This is a genomic window from Streptomyces sp. UC4497, assembly GCF_054871485.1.
The window spans coordinates 184906-211219 of the sequence record NZ_JBTYHB010000008.1 but is presented as its reverse complement, the minus strand read 5'-3'; the positions used below and the strand labels follow the sequence as shown (position 1 = coordinate 211219).

Genomic DNA, 26314 nt, shown 5'->3' with positions numbered 1-26314 from the left:
CGAGCCCGGGGCCGCAGACGCGGCCCCGGGCTCGTCCGTTTCAGGAGGGTGCCGCCGCCCGCCGCACTTCCGGCTCCTTTACGATCACGCGTACGCCCATCAGTCATGACCACGCCCCGGAGCCGCACGTGCTCGACGCACTCGACCTGCAGTTGTTGCAGGCCCTGCAGCTCGACGGGCGGGCCCCGTTCAGCCGGATCGCGGCCGTCCTCGGCGTCTCCGACCAGACCGTCGCCCGCCGGTTCCGGCGGCTGCGCGGGAGCGTGGGGCTGCGGGTCATCGGCGTCACCGACGAGGCGCTCCTCGGGCGCAGCAGCTGGCTGGTCCGGCTGCGCTGCGCGCCGGACGGGGCGGAGCAGTTGGCGGGCGCCCTCGCGCGGCGGCCCGACACGTCGTACGTGGGTCTGCTCTCCGGTGGCACGGAAGTACTGTGCTCGATCAGGCCGCGCGGCGGACAGGAGGACGAACCGCTCCTGGCCCGTCTCCAGCGCACGCCCCTCGTCACGTCGGCGACCGCGCAGTGCGTTCTGCACCCCTTCTACGGTGGCCCGGTCGGCTGGCTCAACAAGATCAACGCGCTCGACGCGGAGCAGGAGGCGGCGCTGCGGGCGCCGTCCGTCGCACCGTCCGCTCCGCCCCCGGCGCTCGACGAGGTCGACGAAACCCTTCTGGCCCTGCTCCGCCGGGACGGCCGGGTGGCACTCACCGAACTTCAGGCAGCCACCGGCCAGTCGGAGTCGGTCGTCAAGCGCCGCCTGGACCGGCTGCGTTCGAGCGGCGTCCTCTACTTCGACGTGCAGCACACCCACGAACTGCTCGGCCGCTCCGTGATGGCGGCGCTGTGGCTGACCGTCGCCCCGTCCGCGCTCTCCTCCGTGGGCGAGTCCCTCGCGGCGCACCCGGAGGTCCGGTTCGCGGCGGCGGTGACCGGGGTGGCCGGGGTGTTCGCGGCGACCGTGCACCGCGACACCCGCGAGCTGTACACGTACGTGAGCGAGGGCATCGGGGCGCTCTCCGGCGTGCGGTCCGTCGAGAGCGCCCTCTTCGTACGACAGGTCAAGCAGCTCACGTACGAGCCGGGCCGCTGACCTCCTGCGTGGCGCGCCCGCCGACGGTGACCAGCACGAGGCAGGCGAGAGCGACGACGGCGATCGCGCCGAGCATCACCGAGTAGGGCAGCCACGCCGACAGCGTCGCAAGCACGGTGGGCAGCAGGAACCCGGAGTAGGCGAGCGTGTAGTAGATGCCGGTCAGGCCCGCGAGGTCGTCGGGCCCCGCCATCCGCTGGATCTCCAGGAGCCCGGAGACGACGGCGATGCCGTATCCGGCGCCGAGCGCGACGGCGGCGGCCCCGGCCAGCCACGGTGACAGTACGGCGGCGTTGACGGCGCACAGCACGGTGCCGAGCAGCATGACCGACATGGCCGCGACCGGCGCCCGCCCGCCGCGCGGGCCCTTGCGGCTGTCGAGCCTCTTGGCCAGGGGCTGCACGGCGGCGCCGGTGCCCAGGGTCAGCACCGTGAGCGCGGTCGCGTAGGCGAGGCCCCAGTGCCCGACCCGGTTGTCGACGAGTTGGGGCATGACGGCGTACGCGAGTCCCGCCGCGCCGAACACCCACGGGGCCATCGGGAGCACCACCCAGCGGAAGCGGCGGCGGGCGGGGGCGGGGATGCGCAGGTCGGTGGCGAGGTCACCGAGCAGCGCGCGGAGCGAGCCCGCGGCGCCGCGCACCGCGGTCCGCGTCTCCGGGATGCGCAGCAGGAGCACCGGGACCGCGGCGGTGAGCACGATGTGGACGACGTACGGCGTCACCATCGGCCAGGGGCCCCACTGGGCCAGGGCTCCGGCGACTCCGGCGCCGAGGGCGAAGCCGGCGGTCTGGCACAGGGAGGCGCGGCGCGCGGCGGCCCCGGCATCCGCCCCGGTCGACAGTTCCTTGACCCAGCTGCTGCCGACGGCCATGGCGATGCCGACGGCGACGCCGGTCATCAGACGGCCCACGTAGATGGGCCAGGCGCTGTGTTCGCCGAAACACAGGACGAGGCTCGCGAGGATGGAGGCGAGGGTGCCGGCGATCATCACCGGGCGGCGTCCGCGCCGGTCGGATATCGGCCCGGCGAGCAGCAGGCCGGGGACCAGGCCGACGACGTAGGCGCCGAGGAAGGCGTCGACGCTGAGTGTCGAATAGCCGCCCAGTTCGCGGTACATGAGCAGGAGCGGCGTGAACTGGTTGCCGCCCCAGCCGCAGACGAACATCGCCGCGGCGACGGTCCGCCACTGGCCGGACCGGACGGGAGCAGCCGCGGGTTCGGCCGGCTGCTGGGTGGTGCGCGTGTCGAGCATCGTGAGGGCAGGGCTCTTTCAGGGGTGGGGGGGGGCGGGGTTGGTTCAGTGCTGGTGGCCGTGTGTGGCGGCCAGGTGGGCGCGCAGGGCCTCGGCGAACGCGGCACCGTCCCGGGCGCCGAGGTGGTCGAGCAGCGCCTCGTGCTCGTCGGCGAGGCCGGGCAGCCGCTCGGGCCGGTGGCCGAGCGCGGAGACGCTCATGCGGCGTTGCCGGTCGCCGAGGGTCTCGTAGAAGCGGGCGGCGATCCCGTTCCCGGAGGCCTCTACGACACCGCGGTGGAAAGCCTCGTCCTCGACGGCGAAGGCACGTACGTCGCCCTCGGTCGCCAACTCCCGCTGGCGGGCGATGAGTTCACGCAGTCGCTGCTCGTGCTCGGGGGCGAGGCCGACGCGGGCGATGCGTTCGGCGGCGGACTGCTCGACGGCCTGCCGCATCTCCAGGACGTCCGCCGCTTCCCCCGGCGGGACGGGCACGACGACGGCGCCGCGCCTGGGATGCAGCCTCAGCAGTTCCTCGGACTCGAGGCGCAGGAACGCCTCCCGTACGGGGGTCCGGCTCACCTGCACGCGCTCGGCGATCTCTCCCTCGCTGATGAGGCTGCCACCGGGGAGCTCGCCGGTGAGGATCAGCTCCTTGGTGACCGCGTAGACCGTGGTGGCCGCCGACGCGGGTTTCGCGTGCGGGGGCGGGGACTGCTGGGGCTGGGTCCGAGGCATGCCTGGACCCTAACAGGCATAGATACAAGCTTGTATCTATGACCCCACTCCCCCGGACCTTCCGTCTTCAGGCGGCCCGCTCCAGGCAGTCGTCCACCACGTGCTTGTCGAGCGCGGCCCGCACCAGGGCCGCCGACAGTTCGGCCCGCGGGGTGTCGCCGGCGAGGCGGGTCAGGGTGGCGGGGTTCTTCGGGAGGCCCAGGCGTTCCGCGCCCTGGAGGGTCTTGGCGTCCAGGAACGGCGCGTACTCCGGCCAGATGTCCTGGACCTCGCGCAGGAAGATGCTCGCTCCGGTGGGGCCGAGACCGGGGGTCCGGCGGAGCAGGGCGCGCATCTCGGTCTCGTCGCCGTCCGCCTGCTCGCGCATCCTGCGCAGGTCGCCGCCCCAGTCGTCGAGCAGCATGCGGGCGCCGTCGCCGAGTTGGGTGGCGGTGCGTTCGTCGTAGCGGCGGTAGCCGCCCTCCCCCAGTGCGTCGACGCGTTGCTGCCAGGTGGCGTCGGCCATGGTGCGCGGGTCGCGCAGGCCCGCGTCGTACAGGGCGCGGGTCGTGGCGACCGCGACCGAGGCCCGGATGCGGGCGCTGAGCAGGCTCGCGAGGACGAGCGTGCGGTACAGGGGTTGCGGGGTGTTCTTGAGGCGGATGCCCGCCTCGGCGGCGTAGGTCCTGCCCTCGCTGTCGAGGAGTTCGCGCAGCACCTTCTTGTCGCTGGCCATGGTTACGCGTGCTCCCTGACGACGTCGGTCGGGTTCTTGTCGTCCCGCAGTCCCTGGTAGCGGGGGTGGCGCAGCATGCCGTCGCGGGTCCATTCGGAGAACTCGATCTGCGCGACGAGCCGTGGCCGCGCCCAGTGCGCGGTGCGCTCGGCGACGCGGTCGGTGAACGGCGAGCGGGACTGCTGGAGTTCGTCGAGTTGTGTGCGCAGGGTGAGGAGGGTGCGCCGGTCGAAGCCGGTGCCGACCTTGCCCGCGTAGCGCAGCCGGTCGCCCTCGTAGTAGCCGATCAGCAGCGCGCCGATGCCCTCCCTGCTGCCGGTGGGCTCGGTGAAGCCGCCGACCACGAACTCCTGCCCGTGGGCGCACTTCAGCTTCAGCCAGTCGCCGGAGCGGCGCGGCTGGTACGTGCTGTCGGCCCGCTTGGCGATGAGGCCCTCCCAGCCGCGCTCGCAGGCGTCGGCGAGGAGTTCGGCGCCGCCCTCGTTGCGGTGGCTGCTGAAGCGGAGGGGATCGGTGAAGGTGAGGGCCTGCCGCAGCAGGGACTTGCGGGTGCGCAGCGGAAGGCGGCGTACGTCCGTGCCGTCGAGGCGCAGCAGGTCGAAGACGTAGTACTTCACGGCCACGGTGCTCGCCGCGACGTCGCGTGGTTTCGTCAGTCCCATGCGCTGCTGGAGGCGGGAGAAGTCCGTGCGGCCGTGCGCGTACGCGACGATCTCGCCGTCGACGGTGAAATCCGCCGCTTCCTGCGCGTCGAGGGCCTCGATGATCTCGGGGTACGTGGCGTCGAGGCGGCGGCCCGAGCGGGAGCGGATCGTGGTGCGGCCGTTCTCGCGGACGGCGAGGACGCGGATGCCGTCCAGTTTCCGCTCGAAGATCCAGTCCTTGGCGAACTCGCGGCGGTCGCTGAGCGTCGCCAGCATCGGCGAGGCCGCGAGTTCCACACCGGGAGCGGCGTCGCGGACGCGCTTCTCCAGTTCGGGCGGGAGCGTGTCGAGGAGGCCGGTCATGCGCCGTCACCGCCGTCGGCCTCCTCGGCGACCTGGCGCAGGGTGCGGCCGCTGCGGGCCGAGCGGGCGCGCCGGGGGTCGGGGGTGCCGCCGCTGCCGCCGGATCCCTCGCGTACGAGGAGCCAGGTGGGTTTGTCCTCGCGGCCCTTGAAGCGGGTGAGCGCGTACCGGCCGCGCAGTTTCTCGCCGTGCAGGTCGAACGTGGCGTGGCCGTTCTCCAGCGCCTCGTCGAACGGCACGGGCCGGTCCCGCTTGTCGTGGCTCGCGGGCCGGTAGGTGCCCTGGTCCCAGACGATGACGGTGCCGCCGCCGTACTCGTCCTCGGGGATCACGCCTTCGAAGTCGCGGTAGTCGAGGGGGTAGTCCTCGGTGGGGAGGGCGAGCCGCTTGTCGTGGGGGTCGGTGGAGGGGCCCTTCGGGATCGACCAGGACTTGAGCACGCCGTCGACCTCAAGGCGGAAGTCGAAGTGCATCGTGCTCGCGTCGTGGATCTGCACCACGAACACGGGCTCTTCGTCGTCCCGCGCCGTGCCGTGATCGCCCGACGGTTCGCCGGTGGTGTCGAAGTTCCGCTTGCCGCGATAGGTCCGCAGCCGGTCCTTCTCGCTCACGACCGCTCCCTTCGGTCGGGTTCGCCGTTCCTGCTCCGCCGAGGCCGGGTACCCGTGATCGTCACGGGCACACGGCCACCGGTGATCGTCACGGGCAGCCGGGCGCCCGTGATCCGCTCAGGCCGCGGACGCCTCGTCGGCGATGGTGCGCTCCTCGCCCGAGGGGTGGGTGAGCTGGTGGACGAGGGCCGCGATCACGCCGCCGACCAGGGGCGCCACGATGAACAGCCAGAGCTGCGAGAGCGCGTCGCCGCCGGCGAAGATCGCCGGGCCGAGGCTGCGCGCCGGGTTGACGGAGGTGCCCGTGAGCGGGATGCCGACCAGGTGGATCACGGCGAGGGCGATGCCGATGGGCAGTCCGTCGAAGCCGACCACGGCCACGCGGTGGGTCACGGCGAGCACCACGAACACGAGGAGGAACGTCAGGACGACCTCCGCGAGGAACGCGCCGCCCATGTTGATGTGCACGTCGGAGCGGTCGCCGTAGCCGTTGGAGCCGAAGGCCCCGTCGGTCTTGAGGCCGGGCACCTGCTTGGCGAGCAGGAACAGCAGGGCCGCGCCGACGATGCCGCCGACGAACTGGGCGATCCAGTAGCGCACGGCGGTCGCGATGTCGATGCGGCGGGCGCAGAGCATGCCCAGCGTCACGGCCGGGTTGACGTGGCAGCCGGAGATCGGGCCGAGGGCGTAGGCCAGGGCGAGCAGGGTGAAGCCGAAGGCGAGGGCGATGCCGAGGGTGCCGATGAACTGGGCTCCCAGGACCGCTGATCCGACGGCGAAGAACACCAGCAGCAACGTGCCGAGAAATTCCGAAACGAGAGCTCTCGTCTGCATCTCCTGCATCTCCACCACCTCGAAAGTACGGTCAGTTACTTGCGAGGCTCACGCGCCTGCGCGCTCGGCGCAGAGCGAGGCGGTTTGAATACCGCCACTCGGGTGAAAGGTGCGGGTCAGTCGCCGCCCCAGGCCTCCAGGAGGACGTCGACGATCGCGTCGAGGTCGGCGTCCGCCAGGTCGTCGAAGGCACCGGAGTGGCGGGCGAGGAGCACTCCGGCGACCGAGGCGACCAGGACGTCGGCGCGCAGTCCCGGCCGGTCGCGGCCCTCGCGGGTGAAGCGGGCGCGCAGCGGCTCGACGAGCCGGTCCTGGAGGGCGGCGCGGGCGGCGTCCTGCGCCGCCTGGTCGCTGGAGGACTGGACGGCGACGCGCAGCAGCGGCACCGGGCCGCGACGCTCCGCGCGTTCGGCGACCTCCCGCAGGCGGGGCCCGGTGAGGAGGTCGTCCGGGGCGGTGTCGCCGTGTTCGGCGCGCAGCACCTCCACGTACAGCAGCGCCTTGCTGCCGAAGTAGCGGGAGATGAGGGCGGCGTCGACACCGGCCCGTTCGCCGATCTCGCGGATGGTGGTGCGGTCGTAACCGCGCTCGGAGAACAGTTCGGTCGCGGCCCGCAGCAGCGCCTCGCGGCTGCGGGCGCTGTTGCGGGCGCTCCTGGCCCGTCGGTCGGGGGCCTCGCCGGTCATGTGCGGCTCGGTTCGGTGCGGGCCTCCGCGGCCGCGCCCGCCGCGACGAGGGAGGGGCGGGCGCGAGCGCCCGCGCGAGTGAGCGCGACGGCGATGACACCCGTGGCGAGGAAGGCGGCGCAGCCGACGAGGCCGGCGTTGCGGTAACCGTCGTCGGTGGGGAGCGCGGAGCCGAGCGGGGTGGAGGCCTGAAGGACGACGGCGCTGAGCGCGCTGCCGGTCGAGTAACCGATGTACTTCACGACCTGATTGAAACTCATGGCGCTTCCGGTCTCCGCCGCGGGGACGCCGCCGACGATGAGGCCGGGCGTGACGGCGAACGTGACGCCCACACCGAGTCCGGCGAGCGCCATCATCGCGCCGATGCCCCACAGGCTGGAGCGGGCGAGCAGGAAGCAGACGAGCGAGCCGAGCGAGAGCAGGCAGCCGAGCGGCAGCATGCGGCCGGGCGTCGCGGCCCGGCCCATCGCCCGCACCAGGCGCCCGGTGACGAGGCTGGCGGCGGAGAACGGCACGAGCAGCAGGCCGGTGACGACGATCGACGCACCGAAGCCGTAGCCGCCGGACTCGGGCGTCTGCACGTACCGGGTGACCAGGGAGATCAGCAGGTACGTGCCGACGCCGCCGACCATGGTGGTCAGGTTGGCGACGAGGACGCCGCGGTCCTTGACGAGGCGGACGCGTACGAGGGGGTGCGTGGAGCGCAGCGAGTGCGCGATCCACCCGCCGAGGAGGACCACCGCCGCGACCGCGAGGGCCAGCAGCCGCGCGGAGAACCAGCCCCACCGCTCCCCCTCGGCGAGCGCGAGGAGCAGCGCCGCCATGCCTCCGGCGAGCAGCAGCGCTCCGGGCACGTCCATGGGGGTGCTGGGCCGGTGCGGCGGCTTGGGCACGACGAGGAGGGTGGCGAGGAACGCGGCGGCGGCCGTGGCGAGCGCGAACCAGAATCCGGCGTACATGCCGAGGTACTCCGCGAAGAGCCCGGTGATCGGGTAGCCGAGGCCGATGCCCGCCGCGGTGGTCAACGACAGCGTCGTCACCGCGCCCCGCGCCTTCTCCGGCGGCAGCGCGTCGCGCGCGGTGGCGATGGCCAGCGGCACCAGGCCCATGCCGACGCCCTGCAGCGCCCGGCCCGCCAGGAGGCAGGCGAACCCGACCGGCAGCGCCGCGAGCAGGCTGCCGACGAAGACGGCGGCGAGCCCGCCGAGGATGACGCGCTTGCGGTGCGGCCCGTCGCCGAGCCGTCCCATGACGGGCGTCGCGATGGCGCCGACCAGCATGGTGACCGTGAGCGCCCACTGCGCGGTGGAGACGGCGACGTGGTCCTCTGCGGCGATGGTGGGGATCAGCGGCGCGCCGAGGCTGCTGACGACGGCGACCAGCATCCCGAGGCTGACCAGGACCGGTACGAGGGCGCGGGGGTGGCCGAGCGGGGCAGGGGCCGGGGCCCGGTCGGGCGTCGGTATGGAGGGCTGCACGTTCTTCCCGTTCATGTCATCAAGCGATGTCATCGCATGATGACACGGTGACCTGGGGTTCTTGACCCGCAGGGCACGTTCGGTGGCCGACCTCACATGTCGGCCGCCGGGAGTTCCACGGTGACGCACAGGCCGCCGGAGGGGCGGGGCGTGAGGGTGAGCGTGCCGTCGTGGGCGCGGGTGATGGACTGGACGATGGCGAGGCCGAGGCCGACACCGGCGTGGTCGCCGCGGATGCGTTCGGTGCCGCGCTGGAAGGGTTCGGTGAGGGTGGCGACGAGTTCCGGGGCCAGCGCCTCACCGGTGTTCTCGACGGTGAGCACGGCTGAACCGGGGCGGCTGCCGGTGCCGATCCACACGGTGCCCCGTCCGGGCAGGTTGTGGACGATCGCGTTGTGCACGAGGTTCGTGGCCAGTTGCAGCAGCAGCGGCTGTGATCCGGAGGCGTGGGTGATGTCGCCGCGGGTTTCGAGGGTGACGCCGCTCTTCTCCGCGAGCGGGAGGAGCGTTTCGGCGGCTTCCTCCGCCACGAGGGAGAGGTCGACGTCCTCGCGGGTGAAGGTGCGCTGTTCGGCGCGGCTGAGCAGGAGCAGCGCCTCGGTGAGGTCGATCGCGCGGGTGTTGACGGCGCTGAGCCGGTCGAGGAGTTCGCCGGTGTCGCGGTGCGGATCGGCGCGGGCCACGTCGAGGAGCGACTTGGAGACGGCGAGCGGGGTGCGCAGTTCGTGGGAGGCGTTGGCCGCGAAGCGGCGCTGTTCGGCGACGTGCGCCTCGAGCTGCGCGAGCATCGAGTCGAAGGCGTCGGCGAGGTCGCGGAACTCGTCCTGGGGACCCGGCAGCAGGATGCGGTGGGAGAGGGATCCGGTCGCGGCCGTGCGGGTGGCGTCGGTGATGCGGTTCAAGGGGGCGAGCATGCGGCCGGCGAGGAGCCATCCTCCAACGAGGCCGAACACCAGGAGGAACACCATGACCCCGGCCGCCAGCGGGGCGAACCCGCGCACGAAGGTGGTGCCCGGAGTCGCTCGCCAGGACCCCTGCTCGTTGGTCTGCAGCCACCCCTCTCGGACGAAGAAGAACCCCACGGCGCCGAGCAGCAGCCCACCGGCGAGCATGAGGAATCCGGCGTAGCTCAGGGTGAGCTTGAGGCGGACGCTCAATCCGCGCTTCCTATGCACGGCCCCGGCCCTCGTCCTGCGGTCGCACCGCGATGCGGTAACCGACGCCCGGCACCGTGGCGATGATCCACGGCTCGCCGAGCCGCTTGCGCAGCGCGGAGACGGTGATGCGGACGGCGTTGGTGAACGGGTCGGCGTGCGCGTCCCACGCCCGTTCCAGGAGTTCCTCCGCGCTGACGACCCCGCCCTCCGCCGCCACGAGGACTTCCAGCACGGCGAACTGCTTCCTGGTCAGCGCGACGAAGCGGCCGTCCCGGTAGACCTCCCTGCGGAACGGGTCGAGGCGCACGCCCGCGATCTCCCGCACGGGCGGCCTGTTGTGGGCGCGCCTGCGGTCGAGCGCCCGGAGCCTGAGCACGAGTTCCTGGAGCTCGAACGGTTTCGTCAGGTAGTCGTCGGCGCCGAGTTCGAACCCGGAGGCCTTGTCGTCGATGCGGTCGGCCGCGGTCAGCATGAGGATCGGCATGCCGCTGCCGGAGGCGACAATCCGTCCCGCGATCTCGTCGCCGGAGGGCCCGGGGATGTCGCGGTCGAGGACGACGATGTCGTACGTGTTGACGCTCAGCAAATCCCAGGCCGTGTCCCCGTCCCCCGCGATGTCGGCGGCGATCGCCTCCAGGCGCAGCCCGTCGCGCACGGCCTCCGCCAGATACCGCTCGTCCTCGACAATCAGCACACGCATGCCCTTCACGTTACGAGTCGGCGCGTATCGTCGGCGTATCGAAAAGCGCAGACGCCCGGGCAACATCGCGCTGCCTTGACTGGCGGCATGACTCGAAACCCATCGGCCCGCCGGCCGCGTCCGCTGCTCCTGCCGATCGGCCTCGTCATCGGCATCGTCGTCATCGCGGCCGTGGTCGCCACGATCCTCGGCCTCCGGTCACCAAGGCCCTCGTCGGCCTCACCGCCGACGAAGGCTCGTCCGACGCCCTCGTCCACCTCGGTGCCCTCCCCCATGGCATCGCGGGAGCGCGGCGGGCAGAACGCGGTGGGCGAGGCCGACGGCGTGGTCCCCGACGGCGTGACGGTCTTCGACGACAGCAGCCCGGCCGTCGGCAGGCTCGATCCGGACCTGCTCAAGGCCCTCCGCCAGGCGGCGACGGACGCCTCCGACGACGGCGTCACGTTCTCCGTGAACAGTGGCTGGCGCTCCCCCGAGTACCAGAACCGGCTGCTCGGCGAGGCGGTCGACAAGTACGGCTCCGAGGCCGCGGCCGCCCAATGGGTGGCCACCGCCGACACCTCGCCGCACGTGTCCGGCGACGCGGTCGATCTCGGGGGCTCCGGGGCGACGGCGTGGCTGTCCGAGCACGGCGCCGCGTACGGGCTCTGCCAGATCTACGGCAACGAGCCCTGGCACTACGAACTGCGTACCGAGGCCGTGGACCACGGTTGTCCGGCCCCGTACGCGAACCCCACCGAGGACCCGAGGATGCAGCAGTGACCGACAGCAAGCGCGCACGGATGACCCGATCGGTCCCCGCCCTCTCCCGTGCTCTCCTCCATGCTCTCTCCCGGCCGGGTCCCTGGAAGCGTGGCCGGGTCCTCGCGGCCCTCGCGTTGCTGCTCGGGCTGGTTCTGCTGCTGCATGCGCAGGTCACGGACCGCGGGGGCCTCGGCAGTCTGGTGGACACGTTCCTGCCGTGGTTCGGTCTCCTCGTGCCGGTGTTGCTGGCCGGGGCGCTGTGGCGGCGCTCCGCCACCGCCGTGGTGGCGGTACTGGTGCCGGCCGTGGTGTGGGCGGGCCTCTTCGGCGGCATGCTCGGCGACAAGGCGCGCGCGGAGGACAGTGATCTCACCGTCGTCAGCCACAACGTCGGCGCCGACAACCGCGATCCGGCGAGGACGGCCCATGACCTGGCAGCCTCCGGGGCCGATGTGCTCGCGCTCGAGGAGATCACGGCGCAGGGCCGCGGCACGTACGAGAAGGAGCTGGCCGAGGCGTATCCGCATCACACGGTGCAGGGGACGGTCGGGCTGTGGAGCAAGCTGCCGTTGTCGGACGTCGAGCCGGTCGACACAGCGATGGACGTCGGACCGCTGGGCGCCACCAAGTCGGCCGCCGAGAAGCTGCCCTCGAACCGGGCGCTGCGCGCCACGGTCACCACGGACAACGGTCCGGTGGCGGTGTACGTGGCCCACCTCGGGTCGGTGCGTGTGATGCCCCGCGGCGGCTTCTGGACGGAGAGCCGGGACCGCAATGCGCAGGCCCTCACCGAGGCGATCGCGGCCGAGGACAACAAGCGGGTGGTGCTGCTCGGTGACCTCAACGGCAGCACGGACGACCGTGCCCTCCACGGCCTCACCTCGCAGTTGCGGTCGGTTCAGGAAGAGGCGGGCGACGGGTTCGGGTTCAGCTATCCGGCGGACTTCCCGGTGGTCCGCATCGACCAGATCCTGGTCAGGGGCGTCACGGCGGACAGGTCCTGGGTACTGCCCGCGACCGGCAGCGACCACCGACCGGTGGCGGCCGGGGTCAGCTGGTAGCCGACGGCGAGTGCCGGGCCCCGCTGCGAGCGGGGCCCGGCACTTGAGTGGCCGCTTCGGAGCGGCCGTCCCAGCCTGTCGGCGCGACCCGAGGACCGGCCGGGACGGATGGTGTGGCCGCGCGAGGACCGGCGGGGACGGATCGTGTCGCCCGGCGGGGTCAGTTGCCCAGCGCGTCGATCAGCGCCTTGGTGACGTCCTCGGTGGAGGCCGTGCCGCCGACGTCGCGGGTGAGGACTCCGGCCCCGGTCACGGTCTCGATCGCCTTGTTCAGGCGCGCCGCCTGGTCGGGCAGCCCGAAGTGCTCCAGCATCAGCGCCGCACTGCCCACCGCGCCGATCGGGTTGGCCAGGCCCTGCCCCGCGATGTCGGGGGCCGAGCCGTGCACCGGCTCGAACATGCTCGGGAAGCGCCGCTCGGGGTTGAGGTTGGCGCTGGCCGCGAGGCCGAGACTGCCGGCGAGCGCGCTGCCGAGGTCGGAGAGGATGTCGGCGTTGAGGTTCGAGGCCACCACGACGGACAGGTCCTCGGGCCTGAGCACGAACTTCGCCGACATGGCATCGACCAGCACGCTCTCCGTCTCCACGTCCGGGTACTCGGCGGCCACCCGCTTGAACACGTCGTCCCACAGCACCATCCCGTACTGCTGGGCATTGGACTTGGTCACCGAGGACACCTTGCGGCGGCTGCGCGTGCGGGCCAGGTCGAAGGCGAAGCGGATGATGCGCTCACAGCCCACCTCCGTGAACAGCGATGACTGGACGGCCACTTCGCCGCCGGGACCGCGCCCGGAGAGGTTGCGGCCGCCGAGACCCGCGTACTCGCCCTCGCTGTTCTCGCGGACGACGACCCAGTCGAGTTCGGTGTCGTCGGCCTTGCGCAGCGGGCTGACCACGCCGGGCAGGAAGTGCACCGGGCGGACGTTGGCCCACTGGTCGAAGTTCTGGCAGATCTTCAGGCGCAGGCCCCACAGGCTGACGTCGTCGGGGACGGTGGGCCAGCCGACCGCGCCGAAGTAGATGGCGTCGAAGTCCTTGAGCTGGTCGAGGCCGTCGTCGGCCATCATCTTGCCCGTACGGGCGTAGTACTCGCAGCCCCAGTCGAACTCCTGCCAGTCGAAGGCGAAGGCCCCTTCGGAGCCGGCGGCGAGGGCGTCGAGGACGGCGCGCCCCGCCGCCACGACCTCGGTGCCGACGCCGTCGGCGGGGATGGCGGCGATGCGGAAGGTGCGGAGCTCGGACACGAGGGCCTCCAGAAGTACGGGAAACGCCCGTGCTCAAGGGAGTGCTCAAGAGCGCCTGGCCGGGCGGCGGTTGGTGTGTTCCCGAGTCAACAGGCCGGTTCGCGGGGCGTCCAAGACATGCTTCCGATGCGACACATAGGCGCGACTGATGGGTCGGACGGCCGGTGCGTGAGCGCTACGTCGACGGGGTCCGCGCACGGCGTTCCGCCAGCGAGCGGGTCAGCTCCAGGAAGGCCCGTGCTCCGGGCGTCAGGTGCGCGGGCAGGCTGATCATGGCGACGTGCAGGTGTGCGGTCGGTACGAGTGAGGCGACCGCGAGGCCGCAGCGGCGGGCGAGCCGGGTCCAGGCCGCGGGCAGCACGGCGACGCCGACGCCGGTGAGCACCAGCGGGAGTATGGACGTGCGGTGGTCGACGACGGCGACGATCTCGGCGTCCCCGCCGCGGGCGGTGATGTCGTCGACGATGCTGCGCATCAGGCTCCCGGTCCGTGAGGCGATCAGCTTGTGACCGGCCAGATCCTGGGGGTGCAGTACGGCGCCGTCGGCGAAGGGGCCTTCGGCCGCGCCCACAACGACGAACGGCTGCTCCTCCACCGGCAGCATGTCGATGCCGGGCGCGGTCACCGGCTTGTCGGCGCCGAGCAGCCCCAGTTCGCAGGCGCCGCTGCGGACCAGTTCGACGGTCTCCTCGGGGGTGAAGGCGGCGCGGGTGCTGATCGTGACGTCCGGGTGGAGTTGGGCGAACCGGTGGATGAGCGTGGCCATGGGCTCGATGCCGGGTGAGGGCATGGTGGCCACTTCCACGGTGCCGCTGCCGAGTCCGGTCAGGGCGGCGGCCCGCTCGCGTACGGCGGCCAGGTCGCGCAACACTCGGCGGCTCGGCTCCAGGAGTTCGGCGCCCGCCTCGCTCAGGACGACGCCGCGGCCCATCCGGTGGAAGAGCGAGACGCCGAGGTCCGCCTCCAGGTTGGCCATCGCCTGCGACAACGACGGCTGCGCCACGTGGAGCGCGGCGGCTGCTTTGCTGAAGCCGCCGTGCTCCACGATGGCGAGAAAGTACTGCAGTTGCCGCGCGTCCATCCTGCCTCCTCCACCTGCTGCCATAAGGGCAACCTATAGACAGGTCGACATGGCGTTGTCCGCGGGGAGGGGCGGGCGGGCGGCCGCGGCTCAGGCTGGTGGGGCAGGCGCCGGGACGGCCTTCTGCGGGGGCACCTTCGCGGTCGCGGCCGGCGCCGCGGGCAGCACCTCGACCTCCTCCCCCGCCAGGACCCGCCGCGCCCGTTCCAGGTCGAGCGCGTTCTCCCAGCGGGCGACGACGAGGGTGGCCACGGCGTTTCCGCAGAAGTTGACCAGGGCCCGGCACTCGGACATGAACTTGTCGATGCCGAAGATCAGCATGATGCCCGCGACGGGCACATGTCCGACGGTCGACAGGGTCGCGGTCAGCGCGATGAACCCGCCGCCCGCGACCCCGGCCGCACCCTTGGAGGTCAGCAACATGACGGCCAGCAGGCCGAGTTGCTGGCCGAGGGAGAGCGTGGTGTCGGTGGCCTGGGCGATGTACAGCGTAGCGAGGGACAGATAGATCGCGGCGCCGTCGAGGTTGAAGCTGTAGCCGGTCGGCACCACCAGGCCGACCGTCGACCGGTCGACCCCCATGAACTGCAGCTTGCGCATGAGCCCCGGCAGCGCGGGCTCGGCCGTCGAGGTGCCGAGGACGAGCAGCAGCTCTTCCTTGAAGTGGCGCAGGAGTTGGAAGAGGTTCAGCTTCACGTACAGGGAGAGCACGGCGCCGAGGACCACAACCACGAACACGATGGACGTGACGTAGAACAGCAGGATCAGCGAGCCGAGGCTGGTCAGTGTGGACAGGCCGAACTTGCCGATCGCGAAGGCCATCGCGCCGAAGGCGCCCACCGGGGCCGCCTTCATCACGAACGACAGGACCTTGAAGACCACCTCGGTGAGGCGGTTGACGGACGCGATGATCGGTTCGCCGACCGGGCCGACCATCTTCAGGGCGATCCCGAAGATCACGGCGAGGAAGATGACCTGGAGGATGTCACCTTCGACGAACGCGCCGAAGAAACTGTCCGGGACGAGATGGGTGAGGAACTCCCACCAGTGCTGGGCCTCGCCCTGCTCCACGTACTGGCTCGCTTCGCCCGAGGTGTGCAGGCCGCCGACGTCCGCGTGCACCCCCTCGCCGAGGGGGAACAGGTTGATGGCGAGGAGCCCGAAGCCGAGCGCCACGATGGTGCCGACCTGGAAGTAGACGAGCGCCTTCACGCCCGTGCGACCCACCTTCTTGAGGTCGGCCACGCCCGCGATGCCGCCGATGATGGTCAGGAAGACGATCGGGCCGATCAGCATCTTCATCGCCGTGACGAAGGTCGTGCCGACCGGTTCCATCGCCGTGCCCAGGTCGGGCCACCGCCAGCCGAGCACGATGCCGACGACGATCGCCGCCAGCACCTGCACATACAGCTGCCGGTACCACGGTTTGGCCTTCACCACAGTGGTGGCGCCTGCGGCGGCGTCCGGGGCGTGCGTCATTGCAACCTCCATCCGGGCACGGCTGGGGACTGCGGCACCGGGCCCGTCCGGCGCCGCCCCAACTACCGCGTCAGTGAAGCGGTTTGCGTGCGCGGAGGTCCACGACCAAAAATCGATGCCCCGGATAGGTGGCGCCTATGACCCCGGCGGCAGGTGCACCGTCATGATCAGGTGACAGGTCCCGTCACCCGCACCCCGGTAGGTGTGCGCGGCGTCCCCGTCGAAGGTGGCGGTCTGGCCGGCCGCCACGGGGTGTTCGGCGCCGTCGACGACGAGGGTCATCCGCCCTTCGGTCACGCTCACGGTCTCCACCACACCGGCCTGGTGGGGGTGGCTGGGGTACTCCTCACCGGGTTCGAGCCGCCAGCGCCACACCTCGACGGGTGCCGGGCCGGCGGTGGTCAGCATGAGACGGGCCTCACCACCCCGCTCCCCCGCCCACAGCGGCATCACGGCGTCCGCGGACACGACCCGTACGCGCCCTTCGGCAGGCCCCTCCAGCAGGGCCGACACCGAGACACCAAGGGTGTCGGCAAGCCGGACCAGGGTGGCGAAATTCGGATTGCCCTGCGCCTTCTCCAGGCCGACGAGCGCACCCTTGCTGACCTTGGCGCGGCGGCCGAGCTCGTCCAGGGAGAGGCCCGCGCGGGTCCGGGCCGTCCTGACGTTGTGCGCGAGCGTGCGCAGGGCTGCCTCTGTCTCGGTCACCAGACCACCTTCCGCTTCACCACCGACTGGCCAGTGGAATGTACCGCGCGGTCGTTCGGTTGACACATCACGGTCGGTTCATTGTACGGTTTGGTCGTTCCACTGAAGCACAAAGATGGCAAGGACTAGTTTCGTGATCGCTCTGCTGCTGGCCCTGGGCAGCTCTCTCGCCTACGGATGCGCCGACTTCCTCGGCGGCCTCGGCGCCCGCAAGTCCCATGTGCTGCGCACCGTGATGGTCGCCGCGCCCGCCAGCCTCGCGGTCGAGCTGCTGCTGTGGCCGTTCCTCGGCGCCTCGTTCAGCTCCGCCGCCGTGGGCTGGGGCGTGGCCTCCGGTGTCGCGTCGGCCGCCGCGTTCGCGCTGCTCTACAAGACCCTCGCCATCGGGCCGATGAACGTGCTGTCCCCCGTGACGGCCCTGGTGTCGGCCGCGCTGCCGGTCTCCGTGGGTCTGCTCCAGGGCGAGCACCTCGCCACGGCGGGGCTCATCGGGCTGCCGCTTGCGCTCGTCGCCGTGGTCCTGGTCAGCGCCGGGAGCGGCGCGGGCTCGTCCCGTCCCTCGCGCACGGCGCTGCTGCTCGCCTTCGGGGCGGGCGCGGCCATCGCGTTGCAGCTGGTCTGTCTGCACCAGGCACCGTCGGACAGTGGCGTGGCGCCGCTGATCGTCGGCAGGGCGGTGTCGTCGGCCGTCACGCTGGGCGCGGCCGCGATGCTGCGCCGGCGGCTCGGGGAGGAGAAGCCCGCGTACGGGATCTCGGCGGCCGCGGGTGTGCTCGACTCGATCGCCAACCTGCTGTTCCTGCTGGCGGCGCGCAGCGGTGACCTCACCGTCGTCGCCGTGATCACCGCCCTCTACCCGGCCGGTACGGTGCTGCTCGCGCGCGGCGTGCTGGCGGAGCGGATCCACCGTGGGCAGCTGGTCGGCCTGGGCACGGCCGCCGTCGCCGTCAGCCTCCTCGCCCTCACCTGAACCCCTCCGAGCCCCCTGCCCCCTCTTGAACCCCTCGCACCCGCCAGATACGGAGCCTCCGATGCCCGCCTTCCACCTCACCTCCGCCGTCGCCGAAGCCTTCCCCGACACCTTGATCGCCGTCGTCACGGCCACGGGTCTGCGCGGGCGCGAGCCCTGGCCGGAGACCGTCACCGCCCTCGACGACCTGGAGCGCGAGCTCGCCGACGGCTCCTGGCAGCCCGCCGACGAGTCCGATCCCCGCATTGAGGCGTGGCACACCGCGTACCGCTCCTTCGGCACCAACCCGCGCCGCATCCGGCCCAGCGTCGACGCGCTCGGCCGCCGCATGGCGAAGAAGGGCGCGCTGCCGCGCATCAACCCGGCGGTCGACTCCTACAACGCCGTCTCCGTACGGCACGGCCTGCCCGCCGGAGCCTTCGACCTGGACCACGTCACCGGCGATGTGGTGGAGATCCGCTACGCGGACGGAACCGAGGAGTTCACCCCGCTCGGCGAGCCCGACAATGTCGAGCACCCCAAGCCCGGCGAGATCATCTACGCCGACTCCACCGGCGTACTGACCCGGCACTGGAACCACCGCGACGCGCACCGCACGTGTGTCACCGAGGACTCGACCCGCGTCGCGTTCCTCATGGAGACGGTCCGGGCGGACCGGGACGGGCATCTGCTGAAGGCGGCGGCCGAGGAACTGCGCGGCCTGCTCGCCGCGCACGCCGAGCAGGTCACGGTGGAGTACGTCGCCGGGGCTCAGGCCGAGTAGGCCACCCGGAACCCGGTGTTGCCCGACGTGCTGTCCGCCGTGTTGGAGGTGCGGGCGGCCACGCGGTAGCGGTTGCAGTACGAGTGGTGGCAGAGGTACGAACCGCCGCGCATGACGCGGGTGTTCGGGTCTCCGCCCTGCTCCCACAGGTCGGCGTTCCACTCCCACACGTTGCCGGCGACGTTGTGGAGGCCGTAGCCGTTGGGCTGGAACGCGTGGACGGGGGCCGTGCCCGCGTAACCGTCCTCGGCGGTGTTCTTGGTGGGGAAGGTGCCCTGCCAGATGTTGCACATGTGCGCGCCATCGGGGGTCAGTTCGTCGCCCCAGGCGTAGCGGGCCTGGTCGAGCCCGCCGCGCGCCGCGTACTCCCACTCGGCCTCGGTGGGCAGCCGGCCGCCCGCCCACTTCGCGTAGGCGGCAGCGTCGGACCAGCCGACGTGGGTGACGGGGTGGTCCCAGCGGCCTTCGAGGTCGCTGCCGGGACCTTCCGGGGTGCGCCAGGTCGCGCCCTCCACACCGCACCACCACGGGGTGGCGTCGGGCCGCGGCGAGATCTTGCGCAGGGGGCCGGGCAGGAACTTCGCGAACACGTAGCTCCAGCCGAAGCGTTCGGCCTCGGTGCGGTGCCCGGTCGCCTCGACGAACGCGGCGAACCGGGCGGTGGTGACCGCGTACGCGTCGATGGCGAAGGCCTTCACGCGTACCTCGCGCACCGGTCCTTCCGCGTCCCCGGGGTTCGCGTCGGAGTCCTCGCTGCCCATGCGGAAGGTGCCGCCGGGCAGGTCGACGCGGGTGTCGTAGGACGGTTCGTCGCGGGGGGTGAGCGTGAGGGTGACCGGTCCCGTACCGGTGGCCTCGGGGCCCGCGTCGCGCGTGGGCGAGCAGCAGCTCTTCACGCCACGCCCTCCGACTCGAACGCGGACAGCGTCGTGTCGTAGTCGGTCGGCACGTCGTACATCGGTGTCATCCAGTGGTAGAAGTTGTCGCCGCGGTCGCGCAGCAGGTGGTACAGGCGGTGCATCAACTGCGTGCGCACCTCGCGCAGTTCGGGGTGCCCGTAGCGGTTCTGCAGCTCGTCCGGGTCGGCCTCGAGGTCGTACAGCTCGTTGTGTGACTCGGGGTTCACGACGAGCTTGTAGCGGCGGGTGCGCAGCATGCGCTGAGGGTACGGGAAGTGGTGGCCGTGGTACTCGGCGAGGTGGTGCTCGTCCCACTCCGGGTGCTCGCCGTGGGCCAGAGGCAGCAGGCTGCGGCTGTCGACCGCCGGAGCGGCGTCGGCGCCCGCGAGCTCCAGGATGGTCGCCGTGTAGTCGGTGAGGGAGACGAACTCGTCGCGGACCTGGCCCGCCGCGCCGCCGGGGACGCGGAGCAGTCCGGGGATGCGGTAGATGTCCTCGTACATGGCGGGGCCCTTGTCGTGCAGCCGGTGGCCTCCGGTGAACTCGCCGTGGTCGGCGGTGAAGCAAACAGCCGTGCGCTCGTCGAGGCCGAGGTCGCGCACGGCCTGCATGATGCGGCCGATCTGCTCGTCGATGAGTGTCACGTAGCCCCAGTAGGCGGCTATGAGCTTGCGGCTGTCCTCCAGCGGCATGGTGTCGAACGCCCACAGCTGGCTGTAATTGCTCTGCACCGGCGGCTTGTTCGCGAACGTCTCGGCCATGGAGGCGGGCAGTTCGACGAGTTCGGGGTCGTACATGTCGAAGTACTCGTTCGGCAGGATGTACGGCAGGTGGGGGCCGAAGAAGTGGGTGGCGAGGAAGAACGGGTCGCCCTCGCCGCCGTTCTCGTCCTTCGCGAACCGTTCGAGCATCTCGATGGTGCGGGTCGCCAGGTAGTACTCGAAGGTGGCCTCGACGGGCTGGTGGAGGCGGGCCGCGAGGAGGTTGCCCGGGCTGCCGTTGGGGGTGGTGCCGCGCATCCGGTCGCTGATCGCGTACTCGGGCAGGCCCCGCTCCTTGAGGTGGTCGAGATAGTCGGGGTGGTCGACGGGGTTGTGCCAGCCCTCCAGGTTCGGGCCCTCGAAGCCGTAGTCGGCGGCGGTGCGCTGGACACCGCCGTGCCACTTCCCCATCAGGCCCAGGTTGTAGCCGTCACCCTTGAGCTGCTCGGCGAAGGTGAACTGGCCGTCGGCGAGGTCCTCCAAGTACCCCACGTTCCGCTCGTAGTTGGCGAGCAGCTTGTGCCGGAAGGGGGCGGCGCCAGTGAGCAGGCTGGCGCGGGCCGGGGTGCAGATCGCGGTGGGTGTGTAGCAGCTGTCGAAGCGGGTGCCCTCGGCGGCGATCCGGTCGAGGTTCGGGGTGCGCACGTGCGGGTTGCCGTAGGCACCGAGGGTGTCGACCCGGTGCTGGTCAGTCATCAGGAACAGCATGTTGTGGCGCACGGCGGTGCCTTTCGGATCGTACGAGGGGGTGGTTCGGTTCAGGACAGGTGCTACGAGGCGTGGGTGGCGGTGTCCTCCTGGGGTGCCACCGCCTCCGCCGTCGCGTACCCCGCGAGCAGGGGTGACTCGTGGAAGACGAGGGCGAGCGCGCCGAGCGCACCGGATCGCTCGCCGAGCGCGGCCGGGACGAGTTCCACGCCGCGGTGGACGCGGGAGGCGGTGTACCGGCGGAAGGCTTCTTCGACGCGGCCGAGGAAGACCGGGCCGAGCTCGGCGACCTCGCCGCCGAGCACGATGCGGCGGGGGTTGGCGGTGCTGGACGCGGCGGCGAGCGCACGTCCGACGGCGAGCGCCGCGCGATCGACGACCGCGCGCTCGGTGTCGGCTCCGGCTGCGAACGCCTCCGTGAACCGTTCCCAGCTGCGCCGCCCGGCCGCCCGCAGCAGCGCGGGCACGGCGGCGACCTGCTCCAGGCAGCCGTGCCCGCCGCACCAGCAGCGCGGCCCTTCGGCGTCGACGCTGATGTGTCCGAGCTCGCCCGCCGCGCCCTGCGCGCCACGGAACAGCAGGCCCCCGGCGACGAGCCCGCCACCGATGCCGTACGAGAGCGTGAGGTGCAGGGCGTCGCCGGCGCCGCGGGCCGCGCCCCAGATGGCCTCGCCGAGCGCCGCGAGCCGCGTGTTGTTGTCGGCGAGCACCGGCACATCGAGCGCTTCGGAGACGGCGTCGGCGATGGCCTGGCGGTGCCGGGGCACTCCGGCCGCAGGTGACGTGCCGCCGGTGGTGCCACCCGGTCCGCCCGTGGTGTCTCCGGGGCCCGGTGTGCCGACGCCGACACCGCCGAGTCCGGCGAGGTCGATGCCTTCGCGGGCGGCGAGTTCGCGCAGCAACTCCAGGGCGGCGGCGGCCTGTTCACGGGCTCCCGAGCGCTGTGCGTGGTGGGTGCCGGCGAAGGCGGTGACCTCGTGCGCCGCGTTGGCGATCGCGACGGTGATGCGCTCGCGGCCCACCTCGATGCCCACCGCCTGGGCGGAGCGCGGGTTGAGCGTGAGCCGGTGCACCGGGCGGCCGCGGCCGGAGGGCGGGCCCGCGGGCTCCTCGGTCACGACACCGTCGGCGAGCAGCTGCCCGACGATGCCGGAAAGCGTGGTGCGCGAAAGGCCCGTGGAGGTGGCCACATCGGCCCTGCTGCTGGGACCCTGCCTGCGCAGTACCTGGAGGACCCGCTCCACGTTCCCGTACCGCAACTGGCGCAGCACGGTGGGGTTCCCGGTGGGGTGTTTGACCACTGCCATGGGTCGGATACTCCCCCGCCCCTCGCATTTACGTCAAGACTCACGACAGAAATCAAAACCGCTGGTCCGAACCCCCTTGATTTTCGTCGGAGTGTTGACGCCAATGATGCGGAGCCGACCAGCAAGGGAGCTCGTCATGCCTGCCGTCACCGGGGCCTCGGTGTCGCTCAGCGCGTTCCGGGTCGTCACGGGGGTGGCCGTCGGACTGTCCTCGTCCGTGATCCCCAGCTGGCCCCGACCGCCATCCGCGGCCGGGTGTCGACGCTCAACCAGATGATGATCGTTCCCGCTGCGGGTGCGCGGCGTCGATGTGAGTGTCGGCTCGGGCACGAACTGGGCAGCCAACTTCGCCGTCTCGCTGGTCTTCCCGGTGCTGCTCACGGCCGGGGCGGGCGTCACCTTCGCGCTCTTCGCGGGGATCCGCGTCCTCGCGTTCGCGTTCACGGCGGCGTTCGTCCGGGAGACGGCGGGCCGGTCCCTGGAGACGCTGGAGCGCGCGGCGGCCTGACCCGTCACGTCACATGCGCGCCTGTACGAGCGCGTGGGCGCCGCTGACCCGCCACTTCTGGTGCGGCTCGGCGGCGTCCAGCGCGTCCCGGACGGATGCCTCCAGGCCGACGATCACGTCGCACTTCAGCGTGCGGAGCGCGACGACGGGGGTGGGCCAGTACGCGACGCGTTCGGCGAACGACGCCGTGGGCTCCCACAGGCGGTCCCCCACCAGGCGCCGGTAGTTGAGGTCTCCCTTGAGCACGGTGAGCGTCGTCGCGGCGAACTCGGCGCGCAGGTCGTCGGGCATGTCGGCGTACGGCAGCGGCGCGCAGGAGAAGGGGTGGGCGCGGACCGCGAGCCGCCCGTCCCCCATCGCCTCCCAGATCCGCCCACCGGCCTCGGCCGCCGCGCCGCCCGCCCGGGTCAGCCGCCGTACGCAGTCGACGACGTCGGCGGTCATGGCGTCGGACACGTAGTACGGGTACGGCTTGACCTGCACGATCACGCGTGTGGCGCGCCCACTCTCCAGCAGGTGGTCGATGAGCAGCAGGTCGGCGAGGAGTTCGCGCCCGGCGTTGTCCGCGACGAGGCTCACCGTGGCGCCGCCGCCCTGCGGCAGTGCGGCCCAGAACGCGTCGGCGTCGTCGGCGACGAGCTGCGTGTCCGCGCCCGGTTCGTCGCCGTCGGCGGTGACACGGAAGCCGAGGTCGGCGCGGTTGCCCCAGAGCGACCCGAGCAGCAGCCCGCGCTCCCGCTCCGCCACGGACACCTCGGCCAGGCGGTCGACCGCGCCCAGCTCGGCGTCGGTCTCGGGGGTGTCGAGCTCGGCCTGCTTGAACGGCCGGAAGGGATCGACGCCCTGCCAGGGGCCTTCCGCGAAGTATCCGACGGCGTCGAGGAGTTGACGATAGAAGTAGCTCTCCGCCCACAGGAACGGCGCGTCGAACCACGACTCCCCGAACCATTCGCTCCCCCACGCGTCCCAGCGCTCCCGGTCGTGCGCCCCGTCACCCAGCGGCTCGATCACGCCGTCCGCCGTGTTCCGCAGGAGGGCGTCCAGGGCGCGGTGCTGCTCGGGCCCGTACGGGAACGCGGCACGCACCTTCTCGATGAGCCCGGGGTGCCGTTCGGCGAGGACACTGCGGGCGAAGGAGCCGGGGACGTTGCCGTGGATGACGGGGGCGGTGGGGGTGTCGGGCATCGGTGGCGGGCTCCTCCGAGGTGGGACGGGCTTCTCGGCCCCCGACCCTAGCCGTAGTGGACGAGAGTCGTGGGCACCACGGCGCGCCGCGCGGCGACCGGGGTGCCGCCCTGTCCGCCGCCCGCAGCAGCGCACGTCCGCCGAGCATGCCGAAGCCGCGGCACACACCAGGGTTGGTGCGATGCCGCGGGTCGAGGACGTGGGCTACGAGGCGGTCGCGGTCAGGGCCGTCGGGAGTTGGTCGGCCAGGTACGCGTAGTCCTTGCGGTCGTTGTAGAGGTGTGCGGACAGGCGGAGGAAGCCGCGGCCGTTCCAGGTCGTGATGGCCGTCTCGCAGCCGATGGTGTCAGCGAGGTGGCGTCCCAGCGCGTGCGCGGCGTCCTGGTCCGACGCCGCACCGTCGGGCAGCGGCACGAGGCGCATGGCCGGGGCCGGGCTGCCGCCGACCGGGGCGGTGTCCACGCCCAGGGCGTCCGCGAGCAACCGCTGCGCCTCCCCCGCCAGTTCGGACATTTGCCGTCGTGCGGCGTCCCAGCCGAACCGTTCCTCGATGAAGTCCAGGGAGCGCGGCGCCGCGAGCCAGGGGGCGAGGTCCACCGTGCCCTGCTGGTCGAAGCGCTCGGGGAACGGGTACGGCGCACCCCAGGAGTCGGTCAGCGGGTGCAGGCGCTGGGCCCGGTCGCCGCGTGCCACGAGGGCGGCCGTGCCGCGGGGTGCGCAGGGCCACTTGTGCAGGTTGCCCACCCAGAAGTCGGCCTCGCCCGCGTCCGCGAGGGGGTCGGCGAGCATGCCCGGCGCGTGTGCACCGTCGACGAGCACGAGGGCTCCTGCCGCGTGGGCGTGCGCGGCGATGTCGGCGACGGGGAAGAGGCGGGCGGTGGCCGAGGTGATCTGGTCGACGACCACGAGGGCGGTAGGCGCGCCGGGGTCGCCGAGGGCGTCGGCGAAGAGCGCGGCGATCCGTGCGGGGGTCGCGTCGAGCGGGATGTGCAGGGTCCGTACGTGCGCGCCCGCCCGCTCGGCGGCCCGTGTCACCCCCAGGGCGACGGCGCCGTAGGAGTGGTCCGTCAGCAACACCTCGCTGCCGGGCGGGAGTTCGAGCGAGCCCAGCACCGTACTGATCCCGGCGCTGGCGTTGGGTACCAGCGCGAGGGTGTCCGGGGCGACGCGCAGGTAGCGGGCGATGTCGGTGCGGGCCCGCGCCACGCGCTCCGGGAGCCCGCGGAACCACCGGCACGGGTTGGTCTCCATCTCCGTGCGCAGCACTCGCAGCTCGTCGAGGGTGACACGGGGCACGGCACCGAAGGAGCCGTGGTTGAGGTGGCGTACGTCGGGGTCGAGCGCCCAGGCGTCGAGGGGGTGGGAAGACATGTCACTCCGCGAGTCATCCGATGACTGTGTCCGGTCGAGTCGTACTCGCAGGACCGTAGGCGGTAAATTGCGCGCTGAACAGTGGTGGTTGGGAATCCTGGGAATCTTCCTCACGACGCGCTGGCAGATTCATCGGATGACTCCGCGGATGACCCACGGGGGGCGCGAGGGCACACGTGACGACAAAGAGGGCAGGACCATGACGGCCACCGATACGGCGGCAGCCGGGCTGCGGGCGATGATCGCGAGCGGTGAACTGGCTCCGGGCGCACAGCTGCCGCCGGAGCCCGACCTGTGCGCCCGGCTCGGGGTGTCACGCGGCTCGCTGCGCGAGGCGGTGCGCTCGCTCGCGGCGCTCGGGATGCTCGAACCCCGGCACGGCGCGGGCACGTTCGTCTCCGCGCTGCGTCCGGCGCACATGCTGGCGGGCTTCGCCGCGATGGTCGACGTACTCCCCCTCGACGGCATCCTCGAACTCTTCGACACCCGCCGCGCCGTGGAGTGCCAGGCGGCCGCGCTGGCCGCGGCCCGCGCCGACGAGCGGGTGATCGCGCGGCTGCGGGAACTACAGGCGCGCCTGAGCGCCACCGAGGACGAGCAGGAACTCCACGACCTGGACCACGAGTTCCACACCACGATCTGCGCGGCCTCCGGCAACGAGACCCTGGCCGCGCTCGCCGGTGTGCTGCGCTCCCGGGGCCGCCACTACAACGTGTACGGCTCCGCGCAGGGCACGGCGGTCCGCGCCGCGAGCGACCAGGGCCACGAGGCGCTCATCGACGCGCTCGCCGCCCACGACCCCACCGCCGCGGCTGCGGCGGCGGGCGCACACCTCACCCGGACGGAGAGGTGGCTGCGGCAGCTGCGCCCTGCGCCGGAACCGGGCTGACGGGGCGGTCGAGCGGAACCAGGCAGCCGCCGAGCGCGCGGAGTCCGACCGTGTCCCCGGGGCGGGCCGTCAGCGGAGCGCGGTGGGCGACCAGGCAGCGGGTGCCGTCGGCGAGGCGGACCGAGCTGGTGCGGCCCCTGCCGTGGTACGTGGTGCGCTCCAGGGCGCCCTCCCAGTGGCACTCGGCGTGCCCGGGCTCGACCACGGTCATGTCCGCCGGGCGCAGGGCCAGTTGGCAAGGCGCGTGGTTGAGATGGCTTGCGCGCTCCGCGATCTCGGCCCTATCGGCTACATCGGCGAGCGGCCTTGCGGAGGGCAGGTCGGCCACGAAGCTCGTCGATGTCGCCGACGACGGAGCTGCAAGCGGTGACGGCGAGGAGACAGACACG

The 26314-nt window shown here is 72.2% G+C and carries 27 protein-coding genes; 7 read left to right on the top strand and 20 right to left on the bottom strand.

Annotated elements, in window-relative coordinates; all coding sequences use genetic code 11:
• Positions 1-128 precede the first annotated feature (128 nt).
• Positions 129-1088: an Lrp/AsnC family transcriptional regulator gene (locus ACYSUO_RS14185; RefSeq protein WP_461776438.1), complete on the top strand. Its 960-nt coding sequence runs from the start codon at positions 129-131 to the stop codon at positions 1086-1088.
• Here ACYSUO_RS14185 and ACYSUO_RS14180 read toward each other — a convergent pair.
• The 10 genes from ACYSUO_RS14180 to ACYSUO_RS14135 form a co-directional block, all read right to left on the bottom strand.
• A complete protein-coding gene (locus ACYSUO_RS14180; RefSeq protein WP_461776437.1) occupies positions 1066-2343 on the bottom strand; it encodes an MFS transporter in 1278 nt (425 codons plus the stop codon). The two genes, ACYSUO_RS14185 and ACYSUO_RS14180, sit on opposite strands and share 23 nt — an antisense overlap.
• A gap of 45 nt (positions 2344-2388) precedes the next feature.
• Positions 2389-3060, bottom strand: coding sequence for a GntR family transcriptional regulator (locus ACYSUO_RS14175; protein WP_461776436.1), 672 nt, complete (start codon positions 3058-3060; stop codon positions 2389-2391).
• A 67-nt stretch (positions 3061-3127) separates the two neighbouring features.
• Positions 3128-3775, bottom strand: coding sequence for an endonuclease (locus ACYSUO_RS14170; RefSeq protein WP_461776435.1), 648 nt, complete (start codon positions 3773-3775; stop codon positions 3128-3130).
• Positions 3776-3777: 2 nt separating this feature from the next.
• Positions 3778-4782 (bottom strand): non-homologous end-joining DNA ligase, encoded by a 1005-nt coding sequence (gene ligD, locus ACYSUO_RS14165; protein ID WP_461776434.1) that lies wholly within the window; start codon positions 4780-4782, stop codon positions 3778-3780.
• Positions 4779-5393: a DNA polymerase ligase N-terminal domain-containing protein gene (locus ACYSUO_RS14160; RefSeq protein WP_461776433.1), complete on the bottom strand. Its 615-nt coding sequence runs from the start codon at positions 5391-5393 to the stop codon at positions 4779-4781. The genes ligD and ACYSUO_RS14160 overlap by 4 nt, the downstream gene beginning before the upstream one ends.
• A 117-nt stretch (positions 5394-5510) precedes the next feature.
• Positions 5511-6227, bottom strand: coding sequence for an MIP family channel protein (locus tag ACYSUO_RS14155; RefSeq protein ID WP_461776432.1), 717 nt, complete (start codon positions 6225-6227; stop codon positions 5511-5513).
• A 116-nt stretch (positions 6228-6343) separates the two neighbouring features.
• Positions 6344-6913 carry a TetR/AcrR family transcriptional regulator gene (locus ACYSUO_RS14150; protein WP_461776431.1) on the bottom strand — a complete coding sequence of 190 codons (570 nt, stop codon included), beginning with the start codon at positions 6911-6913 and terminating at the stop codon, positions 6344-6346.
• Complete coding sequence (locus ACYSUO_RS14145) at positions 6910-8424, bottom strand: MFS transporter (RefSeq protein WP_461776430.1); 1515 nt, start codon at positions 8422-8424, stop codon at positions 6910-6912. Before ACYSUO_RS14145 ends, ACYSUO_RS14150 begins: the two co-directional genes overlap by 4 nt.
• A 59-nt stretch (positions 8425-8483) precedes the next feature.
• Complete coding sequence (locus ACYSUO_RS14140; protein WP_461776429.1) at positions 8484-9566, bottom strand: sensor histidine kinase; 1083 nt, start codon at positions 9564-9566, stop codon at positions 8484-8486.
• Positions 9559-10248, bottom strand: a complete 690-nt coding sequence (locus ACYSUO_RS14135) for a response regulator transcription factor (RefSeq protein ID WP_461776428.1) — start codon at positions 10246-10248, stop codon at positions 9559-9561. The genes ACYSUO_RS14140 and ACYSUO_RS14135 overlap by 8 nt, the downstream gene beginning before the upstream one ends.
• A gap of 87 nt (positions 10249-10335) precedes the next feature.
• On the opposite strand from ACYSUO_RS14135, the gene ACYSUO_RS14130 reads away from it, so the two are divergent.
• Positions 10336-11010, top strand: a complete 675-nt coding sequence (locus ACYSUO_RS14130; protein WP_461776427.1) for a M15 family metallopeptidase — start codon at positions 10336-10338, stop codon at positions 11008-11010.
• Between the two features lie 20 nt (positions 11011-11030).
• Entirely contained in the window at positions 11031-12053 is a 1023-nt protein-coding gene (locus ACYSUO_RS14125) for an endonuclease/exonuclease/phosphatase family protein (protein WP_461776521.1), read from the top strand.
• 160 nt (positions 12054-12213) lie between these two features.
• On the opposite strand, the gene ACYSUO_RS14120 is transcribed toward ACYSUO_RS14125, so the two are convergent.
• The 4 genes from ACYSUO_RS14120 to ACYSUO_RS14105 all read right to left on the bottom strand — a co-directional run bounded on the left by ACYSUO_RS14120 (position 12214) and on the right by ACYSUO_RS14105 (position 16564).
• On the bottom strand, positions 12214-13296 hold the full coding sequence (locus ACYSUO_RS14120; RefSeq protein WP_461776426.1) for a tartrate dehydrogenase: 1083 nt from the start codon (positions 13294-13296) through the stop codon (positions 12214-12216).
• Positions 13297-13471: 175 nt separating this feature from the next.
• Positions 13472-14377 (bottom strand): LysR family transcriptional regulator, encoded by a 906-nt coding sequence (locus ACYSUO_RS14115; protein ID WP_461776425.1) that lies wholly within the window; start codon positions 14375-14377, stop codon positions 13472-13474.
• Positions 14378-14467: 90 nt separating this feature from the next.
• The gene (gene dctA / locus ACYSUO_RS14110; RefSeq protein ID WP_461776424.1) at positions 14468-15856 is read right to left on the bottom strand and encodes a C4-dicarboxylate transporter DctA; all 1389 of its coding nucleotides are present in this window, start codon (positions 15854-15856) and stop codon (positions 14468-14470) included.
• A 135-nt stretch (positions 15857-15991) separates the two neighbouring features.
• Positions 15992-16564, bottom strand: coding sequence for a helix-turn-helix domain-containing protein (locus ACYSUO_RS14105; protein WP_461776423.1), 573 nt, complete (start codon positions 16562-16564; stop codon positions 15992-15994).
• A gap of 133 nt (positions 16565-16697) precedes the next feature.
• Between ACYSUO_RS14105 and ACYSUO_RS14100 the strand changes: the two genes are divergently transcribed.
• Positions 16698-17534 carry an EamA family transporter gene (locus ACYSUO_RS14100; protein WP_461776422.1) on the top strand — a complete coding sequence of 279 codons (837 nt, stop codon included), beginning with the start codon at positions 16698-16700 and terminating at the stop codon, positions 17532-17534.
• A 61-nt stretch (positions 17535-17595) separates the two neighbouring features.
• On the top strand, positions 17596-18297 hold the full coding sequence (locus ACYSUO_RS14095; RefSeq protein WP_461776421.1) for a B3/B4 domain-containing protein: 702 nt from the start codon (positions 17596-17598) through the stop codon (positions 18295-18297).
• Here ACYSUO_RS14095 and ACYSUO_RS14090 read toward each other — a convergent pair.
• The 3 genes from ACYSUO_RS14090 to ACYSUO_RS14080 all read right to left on the bottom strand — a co-directional run bounded on the left by ACYSUO_RS14090 (position 18285) and on the right by ACYSUO_RS14080 (position 21972).
• Positions 18285-19193, bottom strand: a complete 909-nt coding sequence (locus ACYSUO_RS14090; protein ID WP_461776420.1) for a formylglycine-generating enzyme family protein — start codon at positions 19191-19193, stop codon at positions 18285-18287. The two genes, ACYSUO_RS14095 and ACYSUO_RS14090, sit on opposite strands and share 13 nt — an antisense overlap.
• Positions 19190-20665, bottom strand: coding sequence for a sulfatase-like hydrolase/transferase (locus ACYSUO_RS14085; protein ID WP_461776520.1), 1476 nt, complete (start codon positions 20663-20665; stop codon positions 19190-19192). The genes ACYSUO_RS14090 and ACYSUO_RS14085 overlap by 4 nt, the downstream gene beginning before the upstream one ends.
• Before the next feature lie 62 nt (positions 20666-20727).
• The gene (locus ACYSUO_RS14080) at positions 20728-21972 is read right to left on the bottom strand and encodes an ROK family transcriptional regulator (RefSeq protein WP_461776419.1); all 1245 of its coding nucleotides are present in this window, start codon (positions 21970-21972) and stop codon (positions 20728-20730) included.
• A 295-nt stretch (positions 21973-22267) separates the two neighbouring features.
• Here ACYSUO_RS14080 and ACYSUO_RS14075 point away from each other — a divergent pair, with 295 nt between their 5' ends.
• Positions 22268-22480 (top strand): MFS transporter, encoded by a 213-nt coding sequence (locus ACYSUO_RS14075; protein ID WP_461776418.1) that lies wholly within the window; start codon positions 22268-22270, stop codon positions 22478-22480.
• A gap of 9 nt (positions 22481-22489) precedes the next feature.
• Here the strand turns inward: ACYSUO_RS14075 and ACYSUO_RS14070 are convergent, their stop codons facing one another.
• Positions 22490-23665: a damage-control phosphatase ARMT1 family protein gene (locus ACYSUO_RS14070; protein WP_461776417.1), complete on the bottom strand. Its 1176-nt coding sequence runs from the start codon at positions 23663-23665 to the stop codon at positions 22490-22492.
• Positions 23666-23869: 204 nt separating this feature from the next.
• Complete coding sequence (locus ACYSUO_RS14065) at positions 23870-25036, bottom strand: aminotransferase class V-fold PLP-dependent enzyme (RefSeq protein ID WP_461776416.1); 1167 nt, start codon at positions 25034-25036, stop codon at positions 23870-23872.
• Between the two features lie 199 nt (positions 25037-25235).
• Here ACYSUO_RS14065 and ACYSUO_RS14060 point away from each other — a divergent pair, with 199 nt between their 5' ends.
• The gene (locus ACYSUO_RS14060; RefSeq protein ID WP_461776415.1) at positions 25236-25925 is read left to right on the top strand and encodes a FadR/GntR family transcriptional regulator; all 690 of its coding nucleotides are present in this window, start codon (positions 25236-25238) and stop codon (positions 25923-25925) included.
• Here the strand turns inward: ACYSUO_RS14060 and ACYSUO_RS14055 are convergent.
• Positions 25870-26253, bottom strand: a complete 384-nt coding sequence (locus tag ACYSUO_RS14055) for a TOBE domain-containing protein (RefSeq protein WP_461776414.1) — start codon at positions 26251-26253, stop codon at positions 25870-25872. The two genes, ACYSUO_RS14060 and ACYSUO_RS14055, sit on opposite strands and share 56 nt — an antisense overlap.
• Positions 26254-26314: the final 61 nt, after the last annotated feature.

Coding starts and splice junctions, on each gene's coding strand:
- ACYSUO_RS14180 (WP_461776437.1), bottom strand. CDS start 2,343: ATGCTCGACACGCGCACCACCCAGCAGCCGGCCGAACCCGCGGCTGCT.
- ACYSUO_RS14175 (WP_461776436.1), bottom strand. CDS start 3,060: ATGCCTCGGACCCAGCCCCAGCAGTCCCCGCCCCCGCACGCGAAACCC.
- ACYSUO_RS14170 (WP_461776435.1), bottom strand. CDS start 3,775: ATGGCCAGCGACAAGAAGGTGCTGCGCGAACTCCTCGACAGCGAGGGC.
- ligD (WP_461776434.1), bottom strand. CDS start 4,782: ATGACCGGCCTCCTCGACACGCTCCCGCCCGAACTGGAGAAGCGCGTC.
- ACYSUO_RS14155 (WP_461776432.1), bottom strand. CDS start 6,227: ATGCAGACGAGAGCTCTCGTTTCGGAATTTCTCGGCACGTTGCTGCTG.
- ACYSUO_RS14150 (WP_461776431.1), bottom strand. CDS start 6,913: ATGACCGGCGAGGCCCCCGACCGACGGGCCAGGAGCGCCCGCAACAGC.
- ACYSUO_RS14145 (WP_461776430.1), bottom strand. CDS start 8,424: ATGACATCGCTTGATGACATGAACGGGAAGAACGTGCAGCCCTCCATA.
- ACYSUO_RS14135 (WP_461776428.1), bottom strand. CDS start 10,248: ATGCGTGTGCTGATTGTCGAGGACGAGCGGTATCTGGCGGAGGCCGTG.
- ACYSUO_RS14130 (WP_461776427.1), top strand. CDS start 10,336: ATGACTCGAAACCCATCGGCCCGCCGGCCGCGTCCGCTGCTCCTGCCG.
- ACYSUO_RS14125 (WP_461776521.1), top strand. CDS start 11,031: ATGACCCGATCGGTCCCCGCCCTCTCCCGTGCTCTCCTCCATGCTCTC.
- ACYSUO_RS14115 (WP_461776425.1), bottom strand. CDS start 14,377: ATGGACGCGCGGCAACTGCAGTACTTTCTCGCCATCGTGGAGCACGGC.
- dctA (WP_461776424.1), bottom strand. CDS start 15,856: ATGACGCACGCCCCGGACGCCGCCGCAGGCGCCACCACTGTGGTGAAG.
- ACYSUO_RS14095 (WP_461776421.1), top strand. CDS start 17,596: ATGCCCGCCTTCCACCTCACCTCCGCCGTCGCCGAAGCCTTCCCCGAC.
- ACYSUO_RS14085 (WP_461776520.1), bottom strand. CDS start 20,665: ATGCTGTTCCTGATGACTGACCAGCACCGGGTCGACACCCTCGGTGCC.
- ACYSUO_RS14080 (WP_461776419.1), bottom strand. CDS start 21,972: ATGGCAGTGGTCAAACACCCCACCGGGAACCCCACCGTGCTGCGCCAG.
- ACYSUO_RS14070 (WP_461776417.1), bottom strand. CDS start 23,665: ATGCCCGACACCCCCACCGCCCCCGTCATCCACGGCAACGTCCCCGGC.
- ACYSUO_RS14065 (WP_461776416.1), bottom strand. CDS start 25,036: ATGTCTTCCCACCCCCTCGACGCCTGGGCGCTCGACCCCGACGTACGC.
- ACYSUO_RS14060 (WP_461776415.1), top strand. CDS start 25,236: ATGACGGCCACCGATACGGCGGCAGCCGGGCTGCGGGCGATGATCGCG.